Source organism: Gardnerella sp. DNF01198P, from assembly GCF_049244165.1.
Classification (GTDB): Bacteria; Actinomycetota; Actinomycetes; order Actinomycetales; family Bifidobacteriaceae; genus Bifidobacterium; species Bifidobacterium swidsinskii.
Window position 1 is genome coordinate 1,229,485 of record NZ_CP058382.1, and the last position, 26,748, is coordinate 1,256,232.

Genomic DNA, 26,748 nt, shown 5'->3' on the forward strand with positions numbered 1-26,748 from the left:
CTTACATAGCTACACATTTATATATAAATCGCGTATCTCGGTATATAAAGACAAAACAAGTAATTGATACATCTTATAGAATTTGCGATTGTAAGTTTTTGCGAGCCGCTTCCATTGAAGTAATTTTTCCTAGAAGCTCAAGCTTTTCCTGACCATCCTTGAGTTTCGCCATACGCACTCTAGCAGCACCGATTCTACGCATATAGCCGATATCAAGAAGGCGAATAAGCAGCTCGTTTGCATACTTACTTTCTGCACTCGTAGCTTTTCGCAAAAAATCTGAAGGAGATCCGTTTGAAACTTGCTGATTCTGTCGATTGCTGGTATCTTCCAATGTATCTGCAGGAGAAGGAAGCGGCAACGGCATTACAGAAAGTTCTGTAATAACGGACTCAAGCAAAGGACCTGCAGCTTTTGTCATCATGTGCAGCCACAATCCTTGCGAAACATTGCCAACCGGCAATCCACCTGCAGCTACAAATGCTTGAAACAGCGTACGAAATACTGGTGTAATAAAATTATTCAAAGTCAATTGCGCAAACAATTTCTCATCAAAAGCAAGCGGAACTTGCAAAAGTAACGCCATAAATTGTTGTTCGCACATAAATACAGCATCATCCACACGATAATAATGCTGATTTTTAGCAGAACTTTTAATAATTTCCATGCGAGAAGCTTTAAAACCTGCATTACAATCGTCATGAATTTGCTGACCAAAAGGCGGAATAACGTTATGCTTTTGCGCATAAGCATCGTCGTCACGCACTTTCAAACGTCTACGCGCAGACTCAACTTCATTGCGCATAACAGCTAAATCAACGCCAATTGAGCGCACGGCTTTGCGCATATACAAGTCAAGCAGCGAACGGTCTCGAATTTGCGCAATAAGAGGAGCGACAGCCTTTATAGCGCCCATTTGACCAGTAGTGTACGAAGTCTCAAAACGATTAATTACTGTGTCAATAACGAAATCGTATAGCGGACTTGCATGTGCAACAAGCGAACGCACAGCCTCATCACCGCGCTGAATACGCAAATCGCAAGGATCGAGATTATTGTCTGCTACAGCAACAAAAGTTTGCGTCAAAAACGCAGAATCCAAACCAAAAGCGTGTAGCGCAGCCTTTTGACCTGCAGCATCACCGTCGAAAGTAAAAACGATGCGCGAACTTACAGACTGTCCATCTACCTTCAGCGGACCAACAAGCTGAATTGCACCCAAAGAATCGTCTGCAATAAGGCGGCGCACAATTTTTGCATGCTCAACGCCAAACGCAGTTCCGCAAGTTGCAACTGCAGTATCAATACCAGCTAAATGGCATGCCATAACGTCCGTGTAGCCTTCGACAATTACAACTTGACGCTTTTTTACAATATTTGCTTTAGCTAAGTCAATTCCGTACAAAACTTGCGTTTTTCGATACAGTGCAGTATCGGGAGTGTTAATATATTTTGCGCTAATGGAGTCGTCGTCATAAAGCTTTCTTGCACCAAAGCCAAGAGTTCGACCAGTCGAGTCGCGAATAGGCCAAGTTAAGCGACCGCGGAAATAGTCATATATTCCGCGCTGACCGAGTCTAGCGAGACCAGCATCAAGAAGTTCTTGACGCGTAAAACCTTTATTTGCCAAATATCTAACTAAATTATCCCAGCCTTTAGGCGCGTAACCACAAGAAAAACGCGCACTTTGTTGCGGAGTAAAGTTTCGCCCTGCAAGTAATTCGCGCGCAGGAGCTGCCTCTTTAGTGCCGAGATTTGAAACGAAAAACTTTTGCGCTTCTTCATTTGCTTCTAAAAGCCTGGCTCGCTTAGAACCGCGCGCTTGAGAATCATTATTTTGCTCCTGCTTATAATGCATCTCAATGTGATAACGATCTGCTAAAAACTCGACCGCTTCACGAAAATCAATATTCTCTTTTTGCTCAACGTACTTAAATACATCACCACCAGCGCCGCAACCAAAACAGTGCCACACTCCCAAGCTTGGTCGCACGCTAAAACTCGGCGTTTTTTCATCGTGAAATGGGCAAAGACCTACAAAAGTGCCAGTTCCGGAAGGCTTAAGCGTCACTGTTGCAGACACAATGTCATACAAATCTGCCGCAGCACGCACGCGCTCAATGTCTTCTTTCACAATCATTCCAACCATGCTATCTAGCTTATCGCAAATCTGCGGCGAGTGGTAAATTTCTCCGCCAGTGTTGGAAACTCCTAGTGGATTCGTTAGCACAAAGCCGCGTGAAGAGTTGTAGCAGAACCGTCTGTAAGACTTGCTACTTGGTCGATTGCAACACGAAGACGCTCATCATCGTTAGTGCACTCGTTCCAATCTCCCACGAATACTTCCTCCATTGCATCGTGCGAGCGCGGCGACTTGCTCATAAATACTTCTACTAAATCTGTCAAAATTTTCTGTTCGCGCTTATAAACCTCACGCTCGCGAGGAGCGATTATAAAGTGCACAGCTAAGCTTTTCAGCATCACAATTTCGTAGGAAGTATTTTCCGGAATCACAAGGTTTGCGCGGTAGCGAACAAGCGGACCATTGCCATAACGCTCACGCGTAGCGTGCTCAACAGAGCTTGCAAAACGACCAATAAGAGCACTAGTAATATTTTTCAACTGCGCTAGTGCTCGACGAGAACCGTTGAAAGAATTAGGAAACATGTGAAGCGAACGCAAACGTTTCAAAGCATCCAAAAGTTTATCTACATCCCAACGTTCACCATACCATGCATGGGTTTCTTCAATAACTTCATCTACAACTTTTGAATCCGCAACTAAAGCAGGGTTAAAAGCACCAGTTACAATCGCATCCTCAATATCGTGCACACTGTAAGCAATGTCGTCTGAAAGATCCATTATTTGACATTCCATTGGTTTTGCTTCGCTTGGAGCACCAATTTTCAGCCATTCAAACACATCTCGATCATCCGGATACACACAGAATTTCAAATCACGCTCGCCTTTATCGTGCGCTTTTGCTTCTTCTAATCCCCACGGATACTTCACTGCAGCATCTAATGCTGCGCGCGTAAGATTTACTCCTGCACTACTGCCGTTTTCACGAAAAACTTTCGGTTCCAAGCGCGTAAGTAAGCGAAGAGTTTGTGCGTTTCCTTCAAATCCACCAATATTTTTCGCTAATTCTGCGAGCGCGCGTTCCCCGTTATGACCAAATGGTGGGTGCCCTAAGTCGTGCGATAAGCAAGCGCAATCAACAACATCTGGATCGCATCCAAGCATTGCTGCAATTTGCCTACCAATTTGCGCAACTTCCAAAGTATGTGTCAAGCGAGTGCGAGCAAAATCATCCGAACCTGCAACTAAAACCTGGCTTTTTGCACCCAATCGACGAAGAGCAGACGAGTGTATGATTCGCGCGCGATCTCGTTCAAAAGGCGTTCTCACACGAGTGTGATGAGGCTCACTCGCCCAGCGCTCGGTATCATGCAAATCGTATTCGCCAACGATCTCATTATCTGATGCAATTACTTCGTCGCACATACAGCACCTCTTTTTATTTGCAATTAAGGCTATTATTAACCTTCTAAAACAAGCAGTAACAAGTTATATAAGACTTTTTGCGTCCAGTTTTGCAATATCGCTAGAAGATAGCACTTCGTAAGCGTTGCGGTAAAGCCGCGGTACGCGAGGCCCAATTCCAGTCATGATTTCGTAGCTGATTGTTCCTGCAGCTTCTGCCCAATCGTCTGCAGTAGGCTCAGCAAATTTCATGCCTCTTCCAGGTCCAAAAAGCGTTACAGTATCGCCTTCTCGAACGCCTAACTCTGAGGCATCTCCTTTTAAATCAACTATGAACTGATCCATACAAACTCGCCCAGAAACGTTCAAAATTCGCGCACCTTTATTGGTTTCTACTCTAACTGGTCCGCCCGGCTTATCAATATGACGAGCACCTTGCATATCAAATCCGGAAGCAGAACGCAAAATTCCGTCAGCGTAACCAAGCGGCACGATAGCAGTACTCGTATTATTTGGAGTTAAATACGTACGCCCGTAAGAAATTCCATGCCCTTCTTCTACAGCTTTTACAGTGCCAAGTTGCGCTTGAAGCGTCATAGCTGGTTGCAATCCATAAGTTTGCGAATCCCCCATTGCAGGATCCGGCTCGTATCCGTACAAACCAATTCCTGGACGAACAAGTTCAAAACGAATTTCAGGACGGTTAAGCGTTGCAGCAGTATTCGCTAAATGGCGGATTTTAGGAGCAACCGATGCTTCTTTCATGCGTTTCGTAAACTCGTGGAATTGTTGGATTTGACGGTCGGTTGCATCTACAAATTCTGGAACGTCAGGAGAATCTGCTACAGCTAAGTGACTCCATTGGCCAATAACCTCGATTACGCCTTCACTAGAGTATTGCTGCAATTTTTCTAGAGCGGCACTAAAACCTTCTGGCGTAAAACCGTTTCGTCCAAAACCAGTATCGACTTTTACGTGCACGCGAGCAGGTTTACCTAACTTTCGTGCAGCAAAAGCCACAGCATTAAGCGAGTCAATAGAGCCTACAGAAATATCGATATCTGCTGTAATCAAATCTGCAAATCTCGTAGTTGGAGCACTAGTAAGCCAAGTGAGAATATGACAACGGCTAGAATCAATACCAGCTGCACGCAAACGTAACGCCTCGTACGGTTGAGCTGTGCCAAGCCAAGTAGCGCCTCCAGCTAAAGCCGCGAGCGCACTAGGAATAAGCCCATGACCGTATCCATCTGCTTTTACGACTCCCATAACTTCCGGCGCATTCTGACCAGGCTGCAAATCTTGCGAAACGCGCGTAACCAAAGTGCGCATATTGTCTCGAAGTGCCTTCAAATCGACGATTACCTGCCCAGGGTATGCACTTAACGCGCGAGCATAGTTTGCTTCTAACATTGCCGCATTACTTGCACTATTACTTGCCGCATTACTTAAATCTGTACTCATAACTCACCTAACTGATTTAGTATGCTTTTAATGCTACATGCTCTTTTGTATACTCTCCATAAGCTTTTAAGAACACATGCGCATTTCATATGACATGATTAAGTGTTTGCACCCATTGGTATGCAATACGTACTGCACTGTGTGCACGGTCTGGAATAACGACCAATCCACAACGACTAAACCCTGCACGCGTAATTACTTTTTGCATAATTACGTTATCTGGATGCGTGTCAATGCGTACATTATTATAGTTTTGCTGCACCCAATGCAAGCACGCTGTTGCCATTTTTGGTTTTATTCCCGAAGATGCTAAGCGGTGAATTGTTACATAGGGGGAAATATCATCAAGCCACGCACCGTCAATACTGGCATACACTTCATCAACACCTTCGCATAATGCGAATTGCGCTAGAATACGCTCGTTACATGATTCTGGGTCCTCGTCAACAATCAAATAGAAACGTTTTAAACGAATATCCTCAATAACACTTGAAACAAGTGGAAAACCATTCCCCCACTGATGAGGATTGCCTGTAACACGCATAAATTTGCGAGCATTTTCATAAATATGCTCAATATTTTGCAAGTCACCAAGAGTTGCTTTTCTTAATGTTATATCTTCCATGCCAACCTCTAAAAGAAACCAAATAAAACTACGCAAAATTAGCTAATTATTACTTACACAAGTTTGCGCTCAAAAGGATCCGAACTAATTCCCTTCGCTAGAATATCTTTACACCATTGACTAGCACCAAATAAACTGTGGTCTCTATAGTTGCCACAAGATTCAATAGTTGTTGCAGGAACATCATCCCAAGTCGCCTTAAACGCAATAAACTCAAGAGATTCCTTTAAAGCACGCGCCACATCTTCTGTGCTGTGTTCACCCCAAGTTAGCAGATGAAAACCAGTTCTGCAACCAAAAGGCGAGCAATCAATATAGCCATCAATACGCTCGCGAAGTAACACTGCAATCATATGCTCAATTGTATGCAAAGCTGCAGTAGGAATCGCTTCCTCATTAGGCTGCGTTAAACGAATATCATAGTTGGAAATAACATCCCCATTAGGACCTTTTTGCGTATTGATATAGCGCACATAAGGTGCTTTTACTTTAGTATGATCTAGTTCAAAACTTTCTGGTCTAGGTCTAGACGCATCCTGCTTATTCATAAGTATTCCCTTCACTTAACTACACAATAAACAACGTACTCTTTAACGTACTGAGTACTTCTATAGTAGACGGTAGTCGCCTAATTAGTTGAAAGATTTATTAGTTGAAAGATTTATTTACATGATTGCTGCGTTTACAAGAGCACGAGTGTAGTCATTTTGTGGATTATTGAGCACATCATTTACACTGCCACATTCCACAACTTTTCCTTCATTAAGAACAATAACTCGCGTTGCTAAATGCCGGATCATACCCAAATCATGACTTACAAATATGCATGACATGTTTTTGCGCTCAGAGCGAATGGATGCAAAAGCGTCTAAAATGCGAGTTCTTTCCGCAACGTCAATTGCACTCATAGGCTCATCAGCAAGCAAAACTCGAGGATTATTAATTAAGGCGCGAGCAATACAAACACATTGCGCTTGACCGCCAGAAAGCTCGTGAGGATGACGTTCCAAAAAATCTTCAGGTTTTAAGCCTACTAATTTCAGCATTTCACAAACACGCTGCTCAATAGTTGCATCGTCTAATTTAAATGATTTTCGCCATATTCTAAGAGGCTCAGCAACACTTTTTTGAACTGTCCAGCGTGGATCCAATGCAGCAAACGGATGCTGAAATACAAGCGACGATTCGCGTCTCATAAGCGTACAAGCATTTTTATTTACTTCTGATAAATTGGCATTATTTACAATTTCACCGCAATAAGTAACGTTTCCTTCGCAAAGAGTTTCAAGCCCCAACATAGCGCGTATAAGAGTTGTTTTGCCGGAACCAGATCCGCCAATAATCGCCAAAGATTCGCCAATATTAAGATTTAAATCTACGCCTCTTAACACTTCAGCACGAGTTTTTGCGCGACCTAAAGTAACGTGAATATTTTTTGCATTTATAAGCGAATTTTCTTCACTATTGCCAATACGGGAATTAAATTTCTTAGAATCAACGTTTGCAGAACCAGTATTTACAGAACCAGTATTTGCAAAATCAACATTTGCAGAACCCACTTTTACAGAATCTAAATTTTTAGAACCTAAATTTTGCGCTCTAAAAGTCAACTTTTTAGCAGCACTCACTAATTGTTTAGTAGAAGAAATACGCGGATTATCAAGCAAATTCTTAATATTTTCACTATCGACCACACGCCCAGAATCAAGCACATAGCAACGATTAGCAGCATGCGAAAGCACAGAAAAATCGTGCGTTACAAAAAGCATTGAAGCGCCCATATCATCTACAAGTGAAGCAAGCATTCGCACAACTTCACTTTGTGTAACCGAGTCAAGCGCGGTAGTAGGCTCATCAGCCAAAATCAAACGCGGAGAAGTAATCAAAGCTGTAGCAATACCAACTCGCTGCTGTTGACCTCCAGAAAGCTCAAACGTGCGTTTAGATGCGAGATTTTTCGACAACCCTACTTTTTCAAGCATCATGCATACTCGATTGTGAATATCGTCATCATCTAGATTGTAATGTATTCGCAAAGGCAAAGAAATTTGTTTTTCAACGCTTAACATTGGATTAAGTGCTCTATTAGCTTGCTGAAATACTACACCAACGTATTTTCCACGAATAGAAGCTAAATTTTCATCTTTTGCTTTCACTGTTTGAAGATTGCCAAGCATACAAGAGCCTGAAATTTCAGCATTTGACGGCAATAATCCAGTTATAGCTCGAATTAGCATAGATTTGCCAGAGCCAGAAGAACCAACTAAGCCAACACGCTCACCGTCAGAAATCTCAATTGATACGTTGTCAAGAATTAGTTTTCCGCCAAGTTTTAGCGTGAGATTTTGAATATTTAAGCTCATTTTTCCCCTACTTTATTCGTACTTTTTGATGAAGGATCTAAAACTTTGCGCAATACGTCACCAAAAAGATTAAGAGCAACAACAACTACAGTCACAATCAAACCTGGCCAGACAACCGATAAAGGATTTACGTGAATTAACGAAACAGAAGTAGCCAACACGCGCCCCCAGCTAGGAACTCCAGCAGGAACTCCAATACCCAAGTATGTTAAGCCACTTTCAGCCAAAATAACAGTTCCTGCAGAAAGAGAAAGCTCAACAAATGCAACAGGAATAATATTGGGTAAAACATGATGAATAAGAACATATTTACGAGATGAACCTTGCAAAACAGCTGAAATCACATAATCAGATTGCAACGCAAGCTGCGCACTCGGCCGTACAATACGTGCTAAATTCAAGCCATAGCCAGTTCCACAAGCAATAACAATCACAACAACACTAGCTCCAAACGGAACTGCAAGCATAAGCGCAATTAAAACAGTTGGAATAGAAATCAATGCGTCAACAGACATAATGCTTATTGTGCGAACAATTTGTGAACTAGAAATCATAAAGCTCAAAACAATAAACCCAACACAAGCAGCAACTAGAACAGTAGAAAAAACGAGAATCAGCTCAATTCTTGAACCTGCCATAAGCCAACTAAGCATATCCGAACCAGTGCCGTCCGTGCCAAGCCAATGCGAAAAAGACGGCTTTTGCCATACTTTAAAACCATTAGTTTCTAAAAGTGAGTACGGAGTCCATAAAAGCGAAAGCAAAGCAACGAAAAACCATATTGCAAACGTTAAACACACAAATTTACCGAAAGTAGCATTCCATACGCGCTTACATAAAGTAGATTTTACTTTGATACTTTTTTTAGACATATTGCACATAAAAACTCACCTTATTCGCATGTTAGATTCAACAATAGGAAATTAATTCAAACTATCTTTAGATAACCTAGGGTCAAGTAGTCGGTGCGTAATGTCAACTACAAAGCCGATTAGTAAGAACAATGCAGCAAGCATAAAAAGCTCACCTTGCACTGCAATTAGATCGCGCAAACCAACATCTCGAACCATTCCCGTACCAATACCAGGTAAGGAAAACAGGTTTTCAATAACCATCACACCCATAACCATATGAGCGAAAGTTAAACCAATAACAGATACGAGTTGAGGAAGAGCAAGCCGCAAACCAACACGCCACACAACTTGTTTGCGAGTCATTCCGCAAGCCATAGCTTGAGAAGCTACTTCACTTTTAACAATATTTTCAACAGTTGCAGCAGTGTAACGCATAAAACTAGAGCCAACAATAAGTCCGACTGTAAGAGCCGGAATAAGAAGAGACGCAAAAGCTTCAGGAAATTCGCTCCAGCCATCTGTAGGGAAACCTTGAGTTGGCAACAAACTGAACACGCCAATACCGCGTCCTAATAGCAAAATAAGTAGCATGCAACCCCATAATGCTGGAACAGAGCCTGCTGTAATAGCCAAAAAGCGCATAATTGCCTGTGGAAGTTTGCCTTCATGAGTAATTTGCAAACATCCAAGTGAAATACCAACTACTAAAGCAATAAACAGACCCAAAAGAATCAGCGGAAAAGTAATAGAAGCACGCATCGCAATAGTTGAACTTACAGAACGACCAGTCAACATAGACACACCAAAGTCACCGCGGAAAACACCACAGATCCAGTCAACATACTGCGTAAAAAGTGGTTTATTAATACCAAGTTCTGCTCTAAGCTCCTCTACTTTTCCGCGAGGAGCGTTTAAGCCGGCCATAACTTGCGCAACATCGCCTGGAAGTACACGTAACGATATGAAAATAACTACAGAAATGCCAAGTAAAGCAAGAAGAAACAGCAATACTCTGTAGCAAATCATGCGAAACATAAAATGCCTCCTTTCTTAGTGAGTTTTCGCATTGAAGGATTCTGAAATTCCAATAATTTCAGATTCAGTCAAAGCACCTAGTGCAGTTTCATTTCTGCGTTAGTGTCTTATTTTGCCCATTTTGGGACACTCACGCAGATTACATACTGCGCGAGTGTCTCTGATTAGTGGTTTTCGGACACGCGCGCAGTTTCATTTCTACATTAGAAACTAGATGGCGACTAGCAAATAAAAATCAACTAAGTCGCAGGTTGTATAGCGGCAAAATCTCTTGATTCATATCAAAAGACATTCCTTCAAGATTCTTCACTTTCGCAGTTACAACGCGATAGTTAAACAGCCAATCAGCAGGAGCATCCTCGCTAATAATTCGCGCAGCTTGAGCAAGCAATTTATCTGACTCTTTAGGATCCGCACAAAGCATAGCTTTAGCATACAAATCCTGGACTTGCTTATTGTCATAACCGTAGTAATACGTAGGATCCGCCCACTGCCCAAAATCGTGACTCTCATTGTGATCAACCATCGACAAATCATACTGCTTATTCTTATAAACATCCTGAAGCCAAGTAGTAAACTCAACAATATTAACTTTCAAATTGATTCCAATAGGCTTCAATTGCGAGCGCAGCTGATCGCCAATTTGCGTGCCGTAAATATTCGGATAAGTAAGCGTCAAATCCATAGGATGCGATTCGTTAAATCCGACTTCCTTCATTAACTCCTTAGCGCGCTGCAAATCATGCGGATACAGCTTAGTTAAATCCTCATAACCAGGGTCAAGAGAAGGAATTGGACCACCAAGAGCTAAATCCGTGCCGCCACGAGATGCAATAATTTGCTTGTGATCAATCGCGTAACGAATAGCTTTGCGCACGCGCTTATCTTTAGTACGTTCGCCTTTCATATTCATAGCTAGAACAAATTTATCTGTGCCATTACCTGCACTGACAACGTAACGCTTGGAATCATCTTTAAAAGGCTTAGCAAGTTGACCAGAAATAGGAGCTAATGCTTGCACAGAACCGGAAGAAAGTGCGTCAACTGCTGCGTTATCGTCAACAAAATAGCGAACTACTATCTTATTAGTTTGCGCACGATGAATACCTTTATAACGCGGATTTGCTTTTAAAACAACACGATCATTTGGCACAAATTTGTCAATTAGATACGGTCCAGAACCGACTGCTTGAGTTTTTGCATCATACTTTGCGCTTTTATCAAAAACTAAACCTGAACGACTGCAAAGTGCCCACAAAAGCTTAGCATTTGGCTCTTTAAGAGTGATTTCAAACGTGTAATCATCTTTTGCTTTAGCAGACTCAACTTTTCCAACCATGTTAGAGCCGCGATATTTTTTAGCAATAAGCTCGTTAAACGACCATTCCACATCATGCGCAGTAAGTTTATCACCATTAGAAAATACAGCACCCTTACGAATGTGGAATGTGTAACGCAAACCATCTTTACTTACTTCCCAGCTTTGAGCTAACGAAGGAACTACCTGATTAGTAGCATCGCGAGCAACTAAGCCTTCATACACATTGCCAATAAGCAACTGGTCAAGCGATGAACCTGATTGATTACGGATATCAAGATTCGTAGGAGCTAGCTTTAGACCTATAGATATAGTTTTGTTCGAAATTTCCGATACTGAGTTTGATTTATTTGGTTTATTAGATGTAGTAAGAGTTGCAAAAATTGCACTAAACACTACTACCAAAACAATAGCTAAGCCAAATAGCCATATCTTGCCCATTTTGCGTTTCGAGCCTGAATAAGCATATTTTTCAGCTTCATTCAGTGAAGAGTCAGTGCTCGCAGCGAAAGAAGTGCTTTTGTTAGCTTCATCGTTAGTTTTACCGGAGAATTTTTCAGTCGCGCCGTTTTCTTCGTGCACGCTTTCCTCAGGTTTGCTGTTAGACATACCATAAACCTTTCTTAATGGCATATAAACATTATTTATTTTGTTATTATTTATTTGTTATTATTTATTTTTTATTTATTCTTTATTTATTTTTGTCTTATAGCTCGCCGCTTTATTGGAAATGCACATTTGCAAACATAACTATTTGCATACCACATAAACCCAAATACAAGTCGACTGCATTACTAATCGTAGTCGATTGACAAGCCAGTCTCACCTATGGCGCGTCCAAAAAATCAAATCATATTTTGTATATTTTTGTAATATTTTTATACCAATACATATGAGATATATCCTACGAATGTGGTTAAATTCCAACAGAACGTAAACTTGCAAACGTACGCAATAATCGACATAAGATTACAGCGTAGAAGCGCGCAAATTCACGAAATATTAAGATGCATACACGTATCTCATATGTTAAAGCTAAAGCGAGGAATGATGGCTGAGAACTTGAATACTACGGTAACTGTGAACGAATCCTCGGATCCGCAAAATAAAAGCGGCGAAGACCGTACAGCATTGAACCGCCAATTGGCGCAAATGCTTAAGGGTGGCGTAATTATGGACGTCACCACCCCAGAGCAGGCGCGAATTGCTGAAGATTCTGGCGCATGCGCAGTTATGGCTTTGGAGCGTATTCCTGCCGATATTCGTGCAGCAGGCGGCGTTTCTCGTATGAGCGACCCGGCTATGATCCACGGCATTCAAGAGGCTGTGTCTATTCCTGTTATGGCAAAATGCCGTATCGGTCACTTTGTTGAAGCACAAGTGCTTGAGGCTATCGAGATCGACTACATCGACGAAAGCGAAGTGCTTTCTCCAGCCGACGACGTGTATCACATCAATAAGCGCGATTTTGCTGTGCCTTTCGTTTGCGGCGCTAAGGATTTGGGTGAAGCTTTGCGCAGAATCAACGAAGGCGCTTCCATGATTCGCACTAAGGGCGAGCCAGGAACTGGAGACGTGATTCAAGCTGTGCGTCACATGCGCATGATGAATTCCGCAATTCGTAAGCTTACAAGCATGCGCGAGGATGAGCTTTTTGAAGAAGCCAAAAATTTGCGCGTGCCTTTCGAACTCGTAAAATACGTTGCACAAAACGGCAAGCTCCCTGTTGTTAACTTCGCAGCCGGCGGCGTTGCTACCCCAGCCGACGCTGCTTTAATGATGCAGCTTGGTGCCGAAGGCGTATTCGTTGGCTCCGGTATCTTTAAGTCTGGAGACCCAGCAAAGCGTGCTGCAGCAATCGTTAAAGCTGTAACTAATTACAAGGACGCCAAGATGATTGCTAAGCTTTCCGAAAACTTGGGCGAAGCTATGGTTGGCATTAACGAGCAGGAAATCAAGCTTTTAATGGCTGAGCGAGGCGAGTAATTTTGTCAAACTCACCTACCAATACTGATAACTCCGCTCATACTGTAGCAGTTTTAGCTGTTCAGGGAGCTTTTCTTGAGCATCGCTTAATGCTGGAAAAGCTGGGAGCGCGCGTAATAGAGCTTCGGCAGGCGCGCGATTTGGAGCAGTCTTTCGACAGATTAGTGTTGCCGGGCGGCGAAAGCACCGTGCAAGCTAAGCTTCTTCGCGAGCAAAATATGCTCGAGCCTTTGCGTGAGCGCATTGCAGGAGGAATGCCTGTTCTTGGCACTTGCGCAGGTTTGATTTTGCTTGCGAAAAACGTGGAAGGTGACGAAGTAAACGGTTTTGGCACTTTAGACGTAACAGTTAAGCGCAATGCTTACGGACGTCAGCTCGGAAGCTTCCATTGCGAGGCTGAGTTTGGTGAGCTAGGCAATGTGCCGATGACGTTTATTCGCGCACCTTACATTGCAGAAGTAGGCTCTAATGCCAAAGCTCTTGCAACTGTAGAAGGTCATGTTGTCGCCGCGCGCCAAGGAAAGCAAATCGGCACATCCTTCCACCCGGAGCTTGACAACGATACGCGAATCCATCAGCTTTTCCTGGATTTGTAAATTGGATTCGTAACTCCGGCAAATGTCCCATAAAACAGCCAACGCTCGCGCGAGCGTTGGCTGTTTTTCGTTACTCACGCAGAACGCAATCTGCAATAACAACACACTTTTTTAACGCGGACGTCAAAAACTTTGAATTTTATGTAATTTACATAGTAAACGTATACATGCGGTAAACGTAATGCAATCGTAATACAAAGTAAAACGTTTATATAATATTGTAAAACAGTGTAACACATTGTAGAATGTAATAAAAGTTGATAGCTGAATATCACAAAAAGCTAGAAAAACAAATCAAAATTAAACAAAATTAACGAGTCAAGAAAACTAACGCGCTTATAGAAGCAAAAATTATAAGTATAAAATCAAGGAAGCATATTATGGCAATCAGCGCAACAGCAACGAAATCAAACACTGCAGCGAAAACCGCGAGCATCAACGTACGCGTCACCAAGGATGTTAAAGCGCAGGCAGAAGAATTATTCGCCAGCTTCGGCATAACTCTTAGCGAAGCAATAAACATGTTCTTACACAAATCACTTATGGTAGAAGGACTCCCATTCGACTTAAAACAGCCAAAATACAATAAAGAAACAATCGCCGCGTTTAAGGAAGCAAATGATATTCTATCCGGAAAAGTTCCAGCAAAACGCTATAACTCAGTATCCGAGATGATGGACGACGTTTTTAAGGAAGATTAATTATGCTTACTTTGACATACACTTCACAGTTTAAAAAAGACATGAAGAGAATCAGAAAGCGCGGATACGATACACATCTTGTTAATATACTACTTGAGAAGTTGCGCAACGAAGAGATTCTTGACGAAACGTACCAAGATCATCCTCTTAAAGGAAAATATTTAGGCTTCCGTGAATGCCATGTAAAATCAGACTGGCTATTGATTTACATAATTAAGGAAAACGAGCTTGTTCTAACAGCATCTCGCACGGGAACACACTCAGACGTATTCAACGAGTAGCACTGCGAGTTGCTAAGCGTTGAAATCACAGTGTGCTTTCAACGCAAGCGAGGTCTGCCTTAGTCTCAATTGACGAAGGCAGGACAGATTTGTGTGGTAGTTCATTGGGAATTCGGTTGTGTTTTGCGTGCGCTGCGATTTAGCGCTGTTTAGTGTGCTTGCCGAAGGTGGAATCGTCACTTCGGAACCGAGCAAAGAAGCCGGTTGCCGCACTTACAGCAGATTTAATCATCGAGCCACTTACAACAGGATGCGCGAAGCAGTGCTTAAAGCCAGCTGCAATATCGAGCGCGCCGCCGCCAAAAGCCTTCGCAAACCCAGTCAAAGCAGTGCCAGAGAGCACAGACGCAACCCAACCATGACGACCGAACGCCCCAGCAACCGCAAATATTGAGAACAGTCCAATAGACAAGAACGTGAACATAATAGCCGACTGGCCGCCAGTATGCGGCAAAGGCACTGGCTGAACAAATGTCTCCAAATAGTACGTCGTAGTAAAGAACACTAAAGGCGAAATTGGATTACTAACAGGCACAGCACCATCACCATCGCCAAGTTCTGTCCAAGTGCAACCACCTTCGCTTGACTTCTTAAACATGATTTTATAAGTATTACCCTGTTTTTCGTCAGGCTCAGGTTCAGGATTTTCATCTTCATCATCGCCATCTCTTACAGATCGCAATTTCCTTGCGGATCGCAGTTTCTTTACACGCGATTTCAACGTTGCACTACGCGAGCCAGTATCAGTATCACCACCTGATTTATCGCCACCTTCACCTTCACCAGGTTCATCTCCGCCAGGTTCATCACCACCAGGTTCACCACCAGGTTCCTCACCACCAATAACTTCGCCCGATTGAGAATCTATAGCACTTCTAAACTTTGAAGCGAAACTATTTTTTACAATTCTGTACGCATAATCCTGCGATTTTTCATCCTGTTTCTTCTCTAAATTACTCGAATTATACAGTGCAGGAATATAGTAAGTATAAGTAGTGCCACCCGAATCTCTATTGCAATCACATGTCATATTGTCATTTTTTATATCGCCAGGCTCCATTAGCTTGGCTTTAACAGGAATGTAGTATGCAATATTTTTAAGATCATCATTGTTTGAAATTGTATCTAAAATCGTAACATTATTAGTTACGACTATATTATCGCTGTGACCATTCTCATCGAGGGAGAATATTTCGCCATCAGCAAAATGACTTTTGATAGGATCATCCTCAGGATTATTCTCAAAACCACTAGACTGCAAATTATTCGCAATCAACGTGCCTTTAAAACCACCAAACATACCATCAACAGAAACAGTAGTAGACTCAGAATTAGTAGGTTTTGTAAAGTTCTTATTGCTGAAATCTAATATAAGACTGTCGCCACTTTCTGCTCCTGCATTGGAAAACATCGAACTAAGATTCGTAACTTTTGAAATATCCCACTTGCTTAAATCCGCAGCGCCGGTAAGTTTTTTGCAATCAGAAAACATGCTAGACATATCCGTAACATTGCTAACATTCCACCCTTCTAGACCTTTAAGATTACCCAAGCGAGTACAACCACTGAACATGCTAAACATATTCGTTACACTGCCAACATTCCAGCCGCTCAATGCACTTATATCAGCCAACCCTGTTATTTCTACTACATCACCTTCATGGTTTATATGCTCAAAATAGCAATTGGAGAACATGCTGCTCATGTCCCGTAACACTGCCAACATTCCACTTTTCTAGACCGCTAAGATTACTCAAGTTAGTACAATTGTTAAACATGCTGCTCATGTCCGTAACACTGCCAACATTCCACTTTTCTAGACCGCTAAGATTACTCAAGTTAGTACAATAGCTAAACATGCTGCTCATGTCCGTAACACTGCCAACATTCCAGCTGCTCAAAGGTTGAAGACTAGTTAAACTACCACAATTACTGAACATGTCGCTCATCTTCTCAACACTGCTAACATCCCAATCTTTCAAAGGATCAAGACTAGTAAGACTGCCGCAAGTGTTAAACATGCTGCTCATGTTCTCAACACTGCTAACATCCCAATCTTTCAAAGGATCAAGTTTAGTAAGAAAACTGCAATTAGAGAACATTCTAAACGTGCTAGTTAATGCGCTTGTACTGCTCTTATCTTTTGTATTCCAATTAGCTAAATCTTCGATATTTTTAAGCTTAGAGCAATATACAAACATGTCATCCATTTTTTTAACGTTACTAACATTCCACTCTCCCAAGCCTTCAGTACTTCCAATGTTGCTGCACAGCGCAAACATTGCCCTCATATCTGTAACATTTCTAACATCCCAACCACTCAAAAATCCAAGCGAACTCATACTCTTGCAGTATTCGAACATACCGATCATTGCTGAAACGTTTTCAGTATTCCAGCTTTTCAAACCGTCAAAATCTGTTATCTTGGTGCAACCCTCAAACATTCTGTTCATGTTCTTAACATTGCCAGTCTTCCACTTACTTAAAGATTTAACCGAAGCAATCGCCATCTCACCTGCATACCCGACTACTGGATTCAAAGCATCATGTTGATCTTGGTCCTTAATAACAGACGCGAACATTCCAGACATACTTCTAACATTGCTCACATCCCAATCTTCCAACCCTTTAAGAGATTTCAGACTAGTGCACCCCTCGAACATGCCCTCCATATTCGTAACCTTGCTCACATCCCAACCGCTCAAAAAACTAAAATCAGTTAATGAGGAATCCTTAAATAGATAAGACATGTCTGTAACGTTACTTACATCAAACTTGTCAATGTTACCAATGCTACTAATATTTTTCCCTGAAAAAAGACCCACACCTTTCTTGGACAGACTCCCATACGCATACACTTCTGCACCATAAAAATCAACTGAGCCAGTGCCATCATTATTGAGATTTGAAATTGCTTTTCGAATACTATTAAAATTACTAGATAGCCCATCAGCACTAATAGCACACGCATTTCCAGAACCAGATTTAGGGCGGAATAGAACTGTATCAGGGAAGTTGTCTGGAAGATAATGAACCACGCAAGCAGGAAGCTTTTTAACTTCTTCTAGGCTTAATTTCTCACCATCACCAGTGCTGCGATCTTTGCCCTTAGCTTTGTTAGCGTCTTTGCTATCTTTTTTAGAAGCTTTGTCAGCATTTTTGTCAGATTTACCAGATTTTACAGCATCTTTACTGGCATCTTTGCCAGCACCTTTTCCAGCAATTTTACTGGCATCTTTGCCAGCATTGCTGTTATCTACAGACCCCCCCCCATTAGATTCATTACCAGCTTCCCCATTAGCTGCCCCATCATTTCTCTTACCTTCTTTTTTATCTACCTCTTTAGCCTTATCCCCTTTAACTTCTTTACCAGCTCCACCTTCACCCGACTTATTTTGACCCCTATTATTCTCGGCAGCAGCAGCCAAAACAGCAGCAAACAATGGATTCTTCGTTACGTTGGCATAAGCTATCGCAGGCAACACAGTTACGCTTAAAATCATAGAAACTACGCATGAAACGGCACCAATTGTCGAGAGAATACAATCTCTCCTTCTCTCCTTCATCAATCTTCCTCTCATGTGAGCAAATCCCCTACCGGCGTATAAGCGGTACACAAAAAACAAGTGCGCATCAAAGAAAGTTCACCGGCGAACGCAATCTTTACACATAACTATTCATAGTATACGCCCAAATGCGAAAAATTGGTATAACAACTTACTAATAACAAATTTATACAGCAAATTTTTATAACAAATCGCCGCAACAAACGAAATCGCTATGACGAATATCCGCAACAGCAAATTCGCATTACATTACCGCAGGTTGCGCTTATAAATTTCAGCCATACCTTTGAAAATCAAGTCAGGATCGTAAAAGTCAATCGTTTTCACGTCTTTTTCAAACAATCTACCCAATCCGCCAGTAGCAATTACCTTAAACGGCTCACCAATCTCCGTCTTAAACTGTTCTATTGTGCGCTCAATTCCACCCAAGAAGCTGTAATATAATCCAGCTTGCATTGCGAGTTTAGTAGATTTTGCAAGAACAGACTGCGGTCTAGCTATTTCCACTTCTGGAAGCTGAGCCGTGTTATCCCAAAGTGCCGCAGCTGCAGTACGAATACCTGTGCAAATAAGTCCGCAAGTAATAGCACCACTTTTATCTATATAGTTGTAAGTTGTTGCCGTACCAAAATCAATAACTAGTACAGATCCTCCATATTCACTAAACGCACCAACGCAATCAGCTAAACAATCCGCGCCAAGAGTTCTTGGCTCATCAATACGAATATTCATACCGGTTTTAACACCAGGGCCTACAATCATAGGATCAATATGAAGAAATTTGATAATACTAGCGCGGAATGAATGCATAACTTTCGGCACAACAGAAGCAACGATAACATCTTCAACATCGTTTATTGTAAATCCGCTTAAATGCAAAAATTGCGCAATCATAATGCCATACTCGTCTGATGTATGATTAGACTTTGTTGTCATACGATAAGTGCCAACAATTCGGTTATTTTCCAAAAAACCCAGCACAATATTCGTATTACCAATGTCTACTGCTAATAACATGTGTGCCTACTTCCTATATTGGCATTTACGGATTAATTAAGTTAATCTGCAATCACGTGCGCACGTATTGTATATGTATTTATACTATCCTATTGTATTTATACTACTTTTGCTAATAATCTTACTTTTACGCAAAATTAAGCTGCTTTTACGAAATCACTTAATCGTAATAAGTTACGAAATTATCTAACTACAAATCCTTGATTGTAACCATATTCTTGAAGATCTTTTTCCCACAATAAAAGACCATCTTTTAAAGAAATTCGCTTACCAGGATCATCTGGAAGCCACAATCTACTTCCATCATCTTGAGTAACACCAGCATCAATCATGGCTTGCACGTTTAATCTAGCTAAAGATTTAACACTCCAGTCATATGCTTGACCCATAGTTGCTCTAAAATCACTTCGCGAATACACTTCAAAAGGCAAATACCTATATCCCGTATCCACGCGATTAGCGGCATCTGCAAATACACGATTAAACTTCTGACCGCCAAAATAGGGTATATCAATACCTCGTGAATCACGAATAGTAGCTCTATCTAAAAATGACTTATCTCTAAGCGTAACAACATCTGCAGGAAACGCTCCACCATTGACACGAGTACGAATTCCATGCATATCATGGCATACAAAATTCACAAATCGCATTGCTGCTTCAGGCTTACGACTCGATTTAAGCACAGATAACGAAGAACCGCCCATTTCTGCATTACGCTTTTCTCCGTGCATAGTTGGCACATTCGTTACCTTCCATAATCCTGCAGTTCCAGGCACATTTTCCAGCAGCAAAGACGGCATCCAGGCTCCTGAGAAAACAGAAGCAATCTTGCCAGCTCCAACACCGTTCTTCCAACGTTGACTCCAAGTTCTAGTTCTAATGTCAATCAATCCTTCATCAATCATTGATTGCCAGAACTTTGTAAACTCTTCAGTACCCTTATCTTTGCTCAATCTAACAGTAACTGTTTTCCCATCATGAGAAGTCATAAACGGGTGTCCACCTGCAAGCCAAATCATAGCGTTATAAAAACTTGCGTCACCTGAGTCTGATGCAATATACACACCGATATCTTTAAGCTTACGAGCAGCGTGACGGTAATCTTCCCAAGTGTGTATTTTTGTGGCATCTACACCAGCCTGCTTAAACACGTCATCATTATAAAACCAAGCCATTGGGCCAGAATCCATTGGCAAACCGTAAACACGTCCACCAAGTTGCACAGAAGACCATGTTCCAGGAGTATAGAATGTGCGAGTATTTTTCACACGATCAGTAATATCTAAAAGCTGTCCACTTACCGCATATTGCGGAAGAGCAAAATATTCTAATTGAACAACATCTGGCATACCATAGCCATCTTGAATAGCACTATTAAGATTGCTATATCCGCTAGTATCCTTTACAGTTACGTGAACATCCGGATTATGTAGTTCAAATTCTTCAGCAAGTCGTTTCATGCTTGGTTCCCAAGACCAAACACTAATTTGAGTTCTAGAATCTTTAGTTCCGCATCCGCAAGAAAACAGCAAAGAAAAAACACAAAGTATCAACAGAAGCAAGCGTCCAAAATGATTGCGTTGTTGCAAAATTCTTGCAAATGCAGACATAAGATTTGCCATCCGTTACTTTATGTTACTCAACGTTGTTATGCGCTTACTCAACAGTTACAGACTTTGCAAGATTACGAGGCTTATCAACATCATAACCTTTTAACTTTGCCATATCCATTGCAAATAATTGCAATGCAACTACATCTACAAGAGGACTTAGCAAAGTCGCACATTTAGGACGCCAGAACACAATATCTGCATAGCGAAAAGCATCTGGATCACCCTCTTCTGCAACAGCTATAGTGAAAGCTCCGCGCGCTTTAACTTCTTCAATTCCAGAAATAACTTTCGCATGAAGCACATCACGACCGCGAGAAGATGGCACAATCACAACTACCGGCTCACCTTCATCTACAAGCGCAATAGGACCGTGCTTAAGCTCACCTGCAGCAAAACCTTCAGTAAAGGTATACGCAATTTCCTTAAGCTTCAACGCACCTTCTAGCGCAACAGGATATCCAACATGTCGACCTAAGAAAAGGAAAGATTTAGCTTCCAGAGTATGCTCAGCAGCTTTCATAATTGATTCAGATTGTGTATCAAGTACACGCTGAATTTTATCCGGCATCTCTTTTAATTGCGCAACTATTTGCTGAATTTCGTCGCGATACATAGTGCCTTTTACTTGCGCCAAAAACAGACCAAGCATATAGGCTGCAACTATTTGCGCAACAAAAGCTTTAGTAGATGCAACTGCTATTTCTGGACCTGCATGCGTGTAAAGAACTGCATCAGATTCGCGCGGAATGCTAGAACCTTGCGTATTGCAAATTGCAAGAACTCTACTACCTTGCTCGCGCGCATGGCGCAAAGCCATAAGCGTGTCCATTGTTTCGCCAGACTGCGATATTGCAACCACCAATGTTCGATGCGTCAAAATAGGGTCACGGTAGCGAAACTCGTGCGCAAGCTCCACCTCAACCGGCACGCGCACCCAGTGCTCAATAGCATATTTTGCAACCAAACCTGCGTAACTTGCCGTTCCGCAAGCAACAACAATAATTTTGTCAATTGCGCGCAACACGTCTTGGCTAATATGAACTTCGTCAAGAACAATATTTCCCTGAGCGTCAAAACGCCCGCGCAAAGTGTCTGCAACAGCGTGCGGATCTTCATGAATTTCCTTATCCATAAAGGAATCCCAGCCGCCTTTTTCTACAGCAGACGCATCCCAGTCAACTGTAAAACAAGTAGGATTTTCAACAATATTATTGTCAAAATCAGTTAGAAGCAAAGATGCTTTGCCACTGCCATCTACATCTCCAATGCACACCGCTTGATCTTGACCAACTTCCAAGACTCGATCCGTATAAGCAACAAAAGCTGCAACGTCAGAGCCAAGGAAATATTCACCGTCTCCAAGACCTACAACCAACGGCGAATCGTGACGAACGGCAGCCACAATACCTGGCTGACGAACGTCAACAGCAAGTAATGTGAAAGCTCCTTTTAACATTTTTGCAGTACGACGAAGAGCTGTGAATAAATCCGGCTTACCAGTTTCGTTTACAATATCATTCGCAATTTTGCCAAGTAATTTTGCAGCAACTTCAGTATCTGTTTGAGAAGAAAATTCGTATCCTTCTTCGTGAAGTTGCTCTTTTAATACAACAGCATTTTCAATAATGCCATTATGAATAAGCGCGATTTTGCCATCTGCACTAGTATGAGGATGCGCATTAATGTCACAAGGAGCACCATTAGTAGCCCAACGAGTATGACCAATAGCTGCACTCGCTTCAGGCATAGGATTTGCATCAATATCGTTGCGAAGAACAGATAAACGACCAGCTTTCTTTCGCACAGTCGCACATTTCATCCCAGGAGCAACTAAAGCTACGCCCGAAGAGTCATATCCGCGATATTCTAGACGCTCTAACCCACCTAAACAAACTTCTAAAGGTTTTGCACAAACTTTTCCAAAACCTGCGTATCCTACAATGCCACACATAATCTTCTATTGTACGTTATGCGAGCGAGCGCACGCCAGAGAAGCACACAAAAACTATGCAAAACTACATAAATAAGATACGTTTCTTACGTAAATTACAATACGTGATTTAGGAAATCTTTAAAACGATCAGTTTGCGGACTAGTAATAATATCTGCACTACCCTGCTCAACTATGACACCGCCATCCATAAACACAACCTGATCTGCAACCTCACGCGCAAAACCAATTTCGTGAGTTACTACAATCATAGTCATGCCATCTTTAGCAAGATTTCGCATAACGGTTAACACCTCACCTACAAGCTCTGGATCTAACGCGGATGTTGGCTCGTCAAATAGCATAATTTCCGGTTTCATAGCAAGAGCGCGAGCAATTGCAACGCGCTGCTGCTGACCGCCTGAAAGTTCTGCAGGATAATGGTTCATACGCTCATCCATGCCAACTCGCTTTAGTTCTTCAATAGCTAAATCGCGCGCTTCTTGAGCTTTCATATGCATAACATGAACAGGAGCTTCCATAACGTTCTCTAAAGCCGTCATATGAGGGAATAAATTAAAACGCTGGAATACCATGCCAAGCTTCGCACGCTGTTGAGCAATTTCTTTGTCGTTAAGAGCCTGCAGGCACTTCTCACCTTTATGCATTACTTGCTTTACACCGATGCGCTCGCCATAAATACTTATACTTCCTGCAGTCAAAGTTTCTAATTGATTAATTAAACGCAATAACGTCGATTTTCCAGAACCGGACGGACCCAAAATAACTGTTACGCTACCTGGGTTCACCGTCATATTAATACCGTTAAGTACATGCAATTGACCGAAAGATTTTTGCACATCGTTAATAGCAACCGCAGGAAGATTAGATTTTGCTTCTACCATTTATTCACATCCAATTTGTTTGTTTCATGCAAAATTTAAAGTTTACAAAGAAAAATATTTAAAATTTAAGCTATTATGCGCTTATTTAAGCATTAAATCCGAGCATAGCAGCATCATTTCGTCCTTTAACATTTTTCCGTTTAGCATCTAATGATTGATCGCCGCGCTGATCAGAATCAGTATTAAGTTGAGCATGTTTTACAATATCTCTTGCTTCAAAGCCTTTAGCAAAATGCTTCTCGAGCATGTATTGCAAAACCATCAAAATGGAAGTAATAATCAAATACCAAATACTCGCAACAAGAAGAAGCGGAATTGGTTTATAGATACGGTTAGCAATAGCATTTGTAGCAAATTGCAATTCAAGAGTAAACGGAACTGCAAGAACTAACGAAGTCGTTTTTAGCATACCGATTGTTTCGTTACCAAGCGGAGGAACAATAATACGCATTGCTTGAGGAAGAATTACACGCCTCATAGTTAAAGCTCTACCCATTCCAAGAGCCTTAGCAGCTTCAACTTGTCCACTATCAACGGCTTCCAATCCTGCTCGAACAATTTCCGACAAATAAGCGGATTCATTCAAAGACAAACCAACTACAGCAGCAGTAAGAGAAGTCATAATTACATTAGAATCAATAGACCAAAATTCTACAGAAGTAAAAGGAATGCCAATACTAATTCTCGGCACAAGCACTGCAAACATGCCCCAAAATACAAGCTGCGTATAAACAGGAGTACCACGGAAAAACCAAATAAAGAACCAACTTACGCCACGAAGCACAGGATTAACTGACTTGCGCATCATCGCTAAGCCTACAGCAAACACGATTGAAATTACCATAGCAATTAGCGTAAGAAGTAACGTCCAGCCAATACCAGAAAGCACGTTATCGCTTATTAAATATATTCCGACTACTTGCCATTCAAAACGAGGGTTAGTAATAATACTGTAAAGAAGCGAACATGCTATTACAGCTACAATGACTCCGGCAATAATAGGTCCTGGCTTTTTTACTGGCAAAATACGTTCAGAGTTAGTTACTCCGGACTTGCTCTTAGCAGAGTTACCAATTAAAGAATTCAAAATATGCTCCAATAAGTACGTTTATACAAAAACAGCAAAGTAAAGAAACAATCTGAGCCGAGAATTCAATCACGACTCAGATTAACAATATCATTTTAGATAATTATTCAATTATTTGATAGCTAAAGTTTCATAGCTAAAGTTTTATAGTTTTGGATTAACTACAGACTTTTCAATAGCAACATCTTCAACGCCCCACTTCTTCAAGATATCCTTGTAGACGCCGGACTTCATAAGCTTATCAATGCCAGCTTTTACAGCCTTCAGCATCGCTGCATCACCCTTTTTAACAGCCGCTCCCATTGGTTCAGAATCCTTGCTATTTTCCAAAATTTCAAGCTTTCCAGGATTCTTAATTGAAGCGTAACCTGCAACAGGAGTATCTGCATACATAACATCAGCGCGACCGGAAAGAAGTGCGGTAGTTGCGTCAGTTTGCTCCTTGAAGCTCATGATTTCAAGAGGCTTATTTCCTTTAGCTGCGCACTGTTTCTTTGCTTCTTCCATAATAGGTTCGCCAACAGTTCCAGTTTCCAAAGTTACTTTCTTGCCACAAAGGTTCTTTGGATCTACTTTAGTAGGATTTCCCTTACGCACTTCAAAAGACAAACCTGCGTTTGCATAAGTAATAAAGTCTACAGACTTCATACGTTCAGCATTTACTGTAAAACCAGAAATACCAACATTATATTTGCTTCCTATTGCTGGAATAATTGAGTCAAACTGAGCATGCATAATTTTTGCTTTTAAGCCCATGACCTTTGCAAGGGCCTTCGAAAAATCAATTTCGTAACCTACAGGAGTTTTACCGTCTGCAGCAAAGAATTCTGCAGGGGCATAACTTACGTTTACACCAACAGTTAACTCTCCTGTTTTTGCAACTGGTGCTGGTACCAAGGCTGCAACAGCATCATCTTTTTGCACATGACTTACATCATAGCTACGAGCAACATCAGGGTCTGCTTCTTTAGAATCAGCAGGTCCACATGCAGCAATACTGCCAATCATTACTAAAGATGCAACAATAGCAACAGGCTTCATAGATTTAAACATAGTTCTTCTCCTCATGTATGTAGTAAGAATCTATAATTTGCATTAATGTGTATAACTATACACGATAACCCTACAAATTCAACAGCCTTTTATACGATTATTGAATATACAAAGATACTCATGCGGTACATCTGCACAATAATTATGCTTTTCATAAACAAAAACTGCATATTATTCGCAATAATGTATAATATGTGCGTGTCGCATTGCCTCACTTTTTATCACGTGCGAAGCAAGCAAGTGTTTCACAAACGCATAAAAAAGAAGCGTCAACTCTTAATCAATACTACGAGAACGCAGATTACGGTAACGCATTTCACGCAAAGCCTCTCGCTTATCTTGCTCCTCACGCAAAGCCTGACGCTTATCAAATTCCTTTTTACCGCGCGCTAAAGCAATTTCTACTTTTACGTAGCTTCCCTTAAAATACAAACGCAAAGGCACAACAGTGTAGCCTTTCGCCTCAGTTTGCCTAGAAAGCTTAGCAATCTCAGCAGCGTGAAGCAGAAGCTTACGCTTGCGCTTAGGAGCATGATTATTCCATGTGCCGTTTAAATATTCAGGAATATTTGCTCCTTCAAGCCACATTTCACCACGACGATCAATATTCACAAATGATTCAGCTAAAGAAGCACGCCCTTCGCGAAGTGACTTAACTTCAGTACCAGTAAGAGCAAGACCTGCTTCATAACAATCTTCAATTACATAATCATGATGCGCTTTACGGTTTTGTGCCACAGTAACAGTGCCATCTTGCGCAGGCTTATTTGCCATAATTCCCCTCCAGTACACATCACACACAAAAGAAACTTGCCATAAGATACTACTATCTTATGGCAAGAACAATAAGTCGTAAACTTACAAA

General features: G+C 41.6%; 22 protein-coding genes. 4 read left to right on the forward strand and 18 right to left on the reverse strand.

The genetic code is table 11. The annotated features are described in order from the left end of the window. Positions 1-73: 73 nt before the first annotated feature. From dnaG to HXT44_RS05420, 9 genes are all read right to left on the reverse strand, one after another. Positions 74-2,230 carry a DNA primase gene (dnaG, locus tag HXT44_RS05380; protein ID WP_410311086.1) on the reverse strand — a complete coding sequence of 719 codons (2,157 nt, stop codon included), beginning with the start codon at positions 2,228-2,230 and terminating at the stop codon, positions 74-76. Beyond that, complete coding sequence (locus HXT44_RS05385; RefSeq protein ID WP_119522541.1) at positions 2,224-3,507, reverse strand: deoxyguanosinetriphosphate triphosphohydrolase; 1,284 nt, start codon at positions 3,505-3,507, stop codon at positions 2,224-2,226. Before HXT44_RS05385 ends, dnaG begins: the two co-directional genes overlap by 7 nt. A 63-nt stretch (positions 3,508-3,570) precedes the next feature. Next, positions 3,571-4,950, reverse strand: a complete 1,380-nt coding sequence (gene alr / locus HXT44_RS05390; RefSeq protein ID WP_119522543.1) for an alanine racemase — start codon at positions 4,948-4,950, stop codon at positions 3,571-3,573. Between the two features lie 85 nt (positions 4,951-5,035). Then, positions 5,036-5,575, reverse strand: coding sequence for an N-acetyltransferase (locus tag HXT44_RS05395; RefSeq protein WP_421782748.1), 540 nt, complete (start codon positions 5,573-5,575; stop codon positions 5,036-5,038). Positions 5,576-5,628: 53 nt separating this feature from the next. After that, entirely contained in the window at positions 5,629-6,123 is a 495-nt protein-coding gene (locus HXT44_RS05400) for an S-ribosylhomocysteine lyase (protein WP_004106032.1), read from the reverse strand. A gap of 117 nt (positions 6,124-6,240) precedes the next feature. Beyond that, complete coding sequence (gene nikE / locus HXT44_RS05405) at positions 6,241-7,938, reverse strand: nickel ABC transporter ATP-binding protein NikE (RefSeq protein WP_174182540.1); 1,698 nt, start codon at positions 7,936-7,938, stop codon at positions 6,241-6,243. Continuing rightward, entirely contained in the window at positions 7,935-8,819 is an 885-nt protein-coding gene (locus tag HXT44_RS05410) for an ABC transporter permease (RefSeq protein WP_119522549.1), read from the reverse strand. The genes nikE and HXT44_RS05410 overlap by 4 nt, the downstream gene beginning before the upstream one ends. Before the next feature lie 42 nt (positions 8,820-8,861). Next, positions 8,862-9,827, reverse strand: coding sequence for an ABC transporter permease (locus HXT44_RS05415; protein WP_076002963.1), 966 nt, complete (start codon positions 9,825-9,827; stop codon positions 8,862-8,864). Positions 9,828-10,062: 235 nt separating this feature from the next. After that, on the reverse strand, positions 10,063-11,754 hold the full coding sequence (locus HXT44_RS05420; RefSeq protein ID WP_012914371.1) for an ABC transporter substrate-binding protein: 1,692 nt from the start codon (positions 11,752-11,754) through the stop codon (positions 10,063-10,065). A 543-nt stretch (positions 11,755-12,297) separates the two neighbouring features. Here HXT44_RS05420 and pdxS point away from each other — a divergent pair. From pdxS to HXT44_RS05440, 4 genes are all read left to right on the forward strand, one after another. Then, complete coding sequence (gene pdxS, locus HXT44_RS05425) at positions 12,298-13,131, forward strand: pyridoxal 5'-phosphate synthase lyase subunit PdxS (protein WP_050397242.1); 834 nt, start codon at positions 12,298-12,300, stop codon at positions 13,129-13,131. Positions 13,132-13,133: 2 nt separating this feature from the next. Next, entirely contained in the window at positions 13,134-13,727 is a 594-nt protein-coding gene (gene pdxT / locus HXT44_RS05430; RefSeq protein WP_064622142.1) for a pyridoxal 5'-phosphate synthase glutaminase subunit PdxT, read from the forward strand. A gap of 380 nt (positions 13,728-14,107) precedes the next feature. After that, entirely contained in the window at positions 14,108-14,428 is a 321-nt protein-coding gene (locus HXT44_RS05435) for a type II toxin-antitoxin system RelB/DinJ family antitoxin (RefSeq protein ID WP_050770715.1), read from the forward strand. 2 nt (positions 14,429-14,430) lie between these two features. Next, positions 14,431-14,709, forward strand: a complete 279-nt coding sequence (locus HXT44_RS05440) for a type II toxin-antitoxin system YafQ family toxin (RefSeq protein WP_004108415.1) — start codon at positions 14,431-14,433, stop codon at positions 14,707-14,709. A gap of 139 nt (positions 14,710-14,848) precedes the next feature. Here HXT44_RS05440 and HXT44_RS05445 read toward each other — a convergent pair whose 3' ends face one another. The 9 genes from HXT44_RS05445 to smpB form a co-directional block, all read right to left on the reverse strand. Continuing rightward, positions 14,849-16,405, reverse strand: a complete 1,557-nt coding sequence (locus HXT44_RS05445; protein ID WP_421782752.1) for a BspA family leucine-rich repeat surface protein — start codon at positions 16,403-16,405, stop codon at positions 14,849-14,851. Next, positions 16,383-18,275 (reverse strand): BspA family leucine-rich repeat surface protein, encoded by a 1,893-nt coding sequence (locus tag HXT44_RS05450; RefSeq protein WP_421782753.1) that lies wholly within the window; start codon positions 18,273-18,275, stop codon positions 16,383-16,385. Before HXT44_RS05450 ends, HXT44_RS05445 begins: the two co-directional genes overlap by 23 nt. Before the next feature lie 249 nt (positions 18,276-18,524). Continuing rightward, positions 18,525-19,292, reverse strand: coding sequence for a type III pantothenate kinase (locus HXT44_RS05455; RefSeq protein ID WP_004108421.1), 768 nt, complete (start codon positions 19,290-19,292; stop codon positions 18,525-18,527). 182 nt (positions 19,293-19,474) lie between these two features. Beyond that, the gene (locus tag HXT44_RS05460; RefSeq protein ID WP_410309283.1) at positions 19,475-20,917 is read right to left on the reverse strand and encodes an ABC transporter substrate-binding protein; all 1,443 of its coding nucleotides are present in this window, start codon (positions 20,915-20,917) and stop codon (positions 19,475-19,477) included. Positions 20,918-20,951: 34 nt separating this feature from the next. Beyond that, positions 20,952-22,859 (reverse strand): glutamine--fructose-6-phosphate transaminase (isomerizing), encoded by a 1,908-nt coding sequence (glmS, locus tag HXT44_RS05465; protein WP_421782754.1) that lies wholly within the window; start codon positions 22,857-22,859, stop codon positions 20,952-20,954. A 95-nt stretch (positions 22,860-22,954) separates the two neighbouring features. Next, positions 22,955-23,743 (reverse strand): amino acid ABC transporter ATP-binding protein, encoded by a 789-nt coding sequence (locus tag HXT44_RS05470; protein WP_116431593.1) that lies wholly within the window; start codon positions 23,741-23,743, stop codon positions 22,955-22,957. A gap of 85 nt (positions 23,744-23,828) precedes the next feature. Continuing rightward, on the reverse strand, positions 23,829-24,830 hold the full coding sequence (locus HXT44_RS05475; RefSeq protein WP_102155694.1) for an amino acid ABC transporter permease: 1,002 nt from the start codon (positions 24,828-24,830) through the stop codon (positions 23,829-23,831). A 144-nt stretch (positions 24,831-24,974) separates the two neighbouring features. Beyond that, complete coding sequence (locus tag HXT44_RS05480; protein ID WP_004108432.1) at positions 24,975-25,883, reverse strand: ABC transporter substrate-binding protein; 909 nt, start codon at positions 25,881-25,883, stop codon at positions 24,975-24,977. A gap of 276 nt (positions 25,884-26,159) precedes the next feature. Further along, positions 26,160-26,657, reverse strand: coding sequence for an SsrA-binding protein SmpB (gene smpB / locus HXT44_RS05485; protein WP_004107461.1), 498 nt, complete (start codon positions 26,655-26,657; stop codon positions 26,160-26,162). Positions 26,658-26,748: the final 91 nt, after the last annotated feature.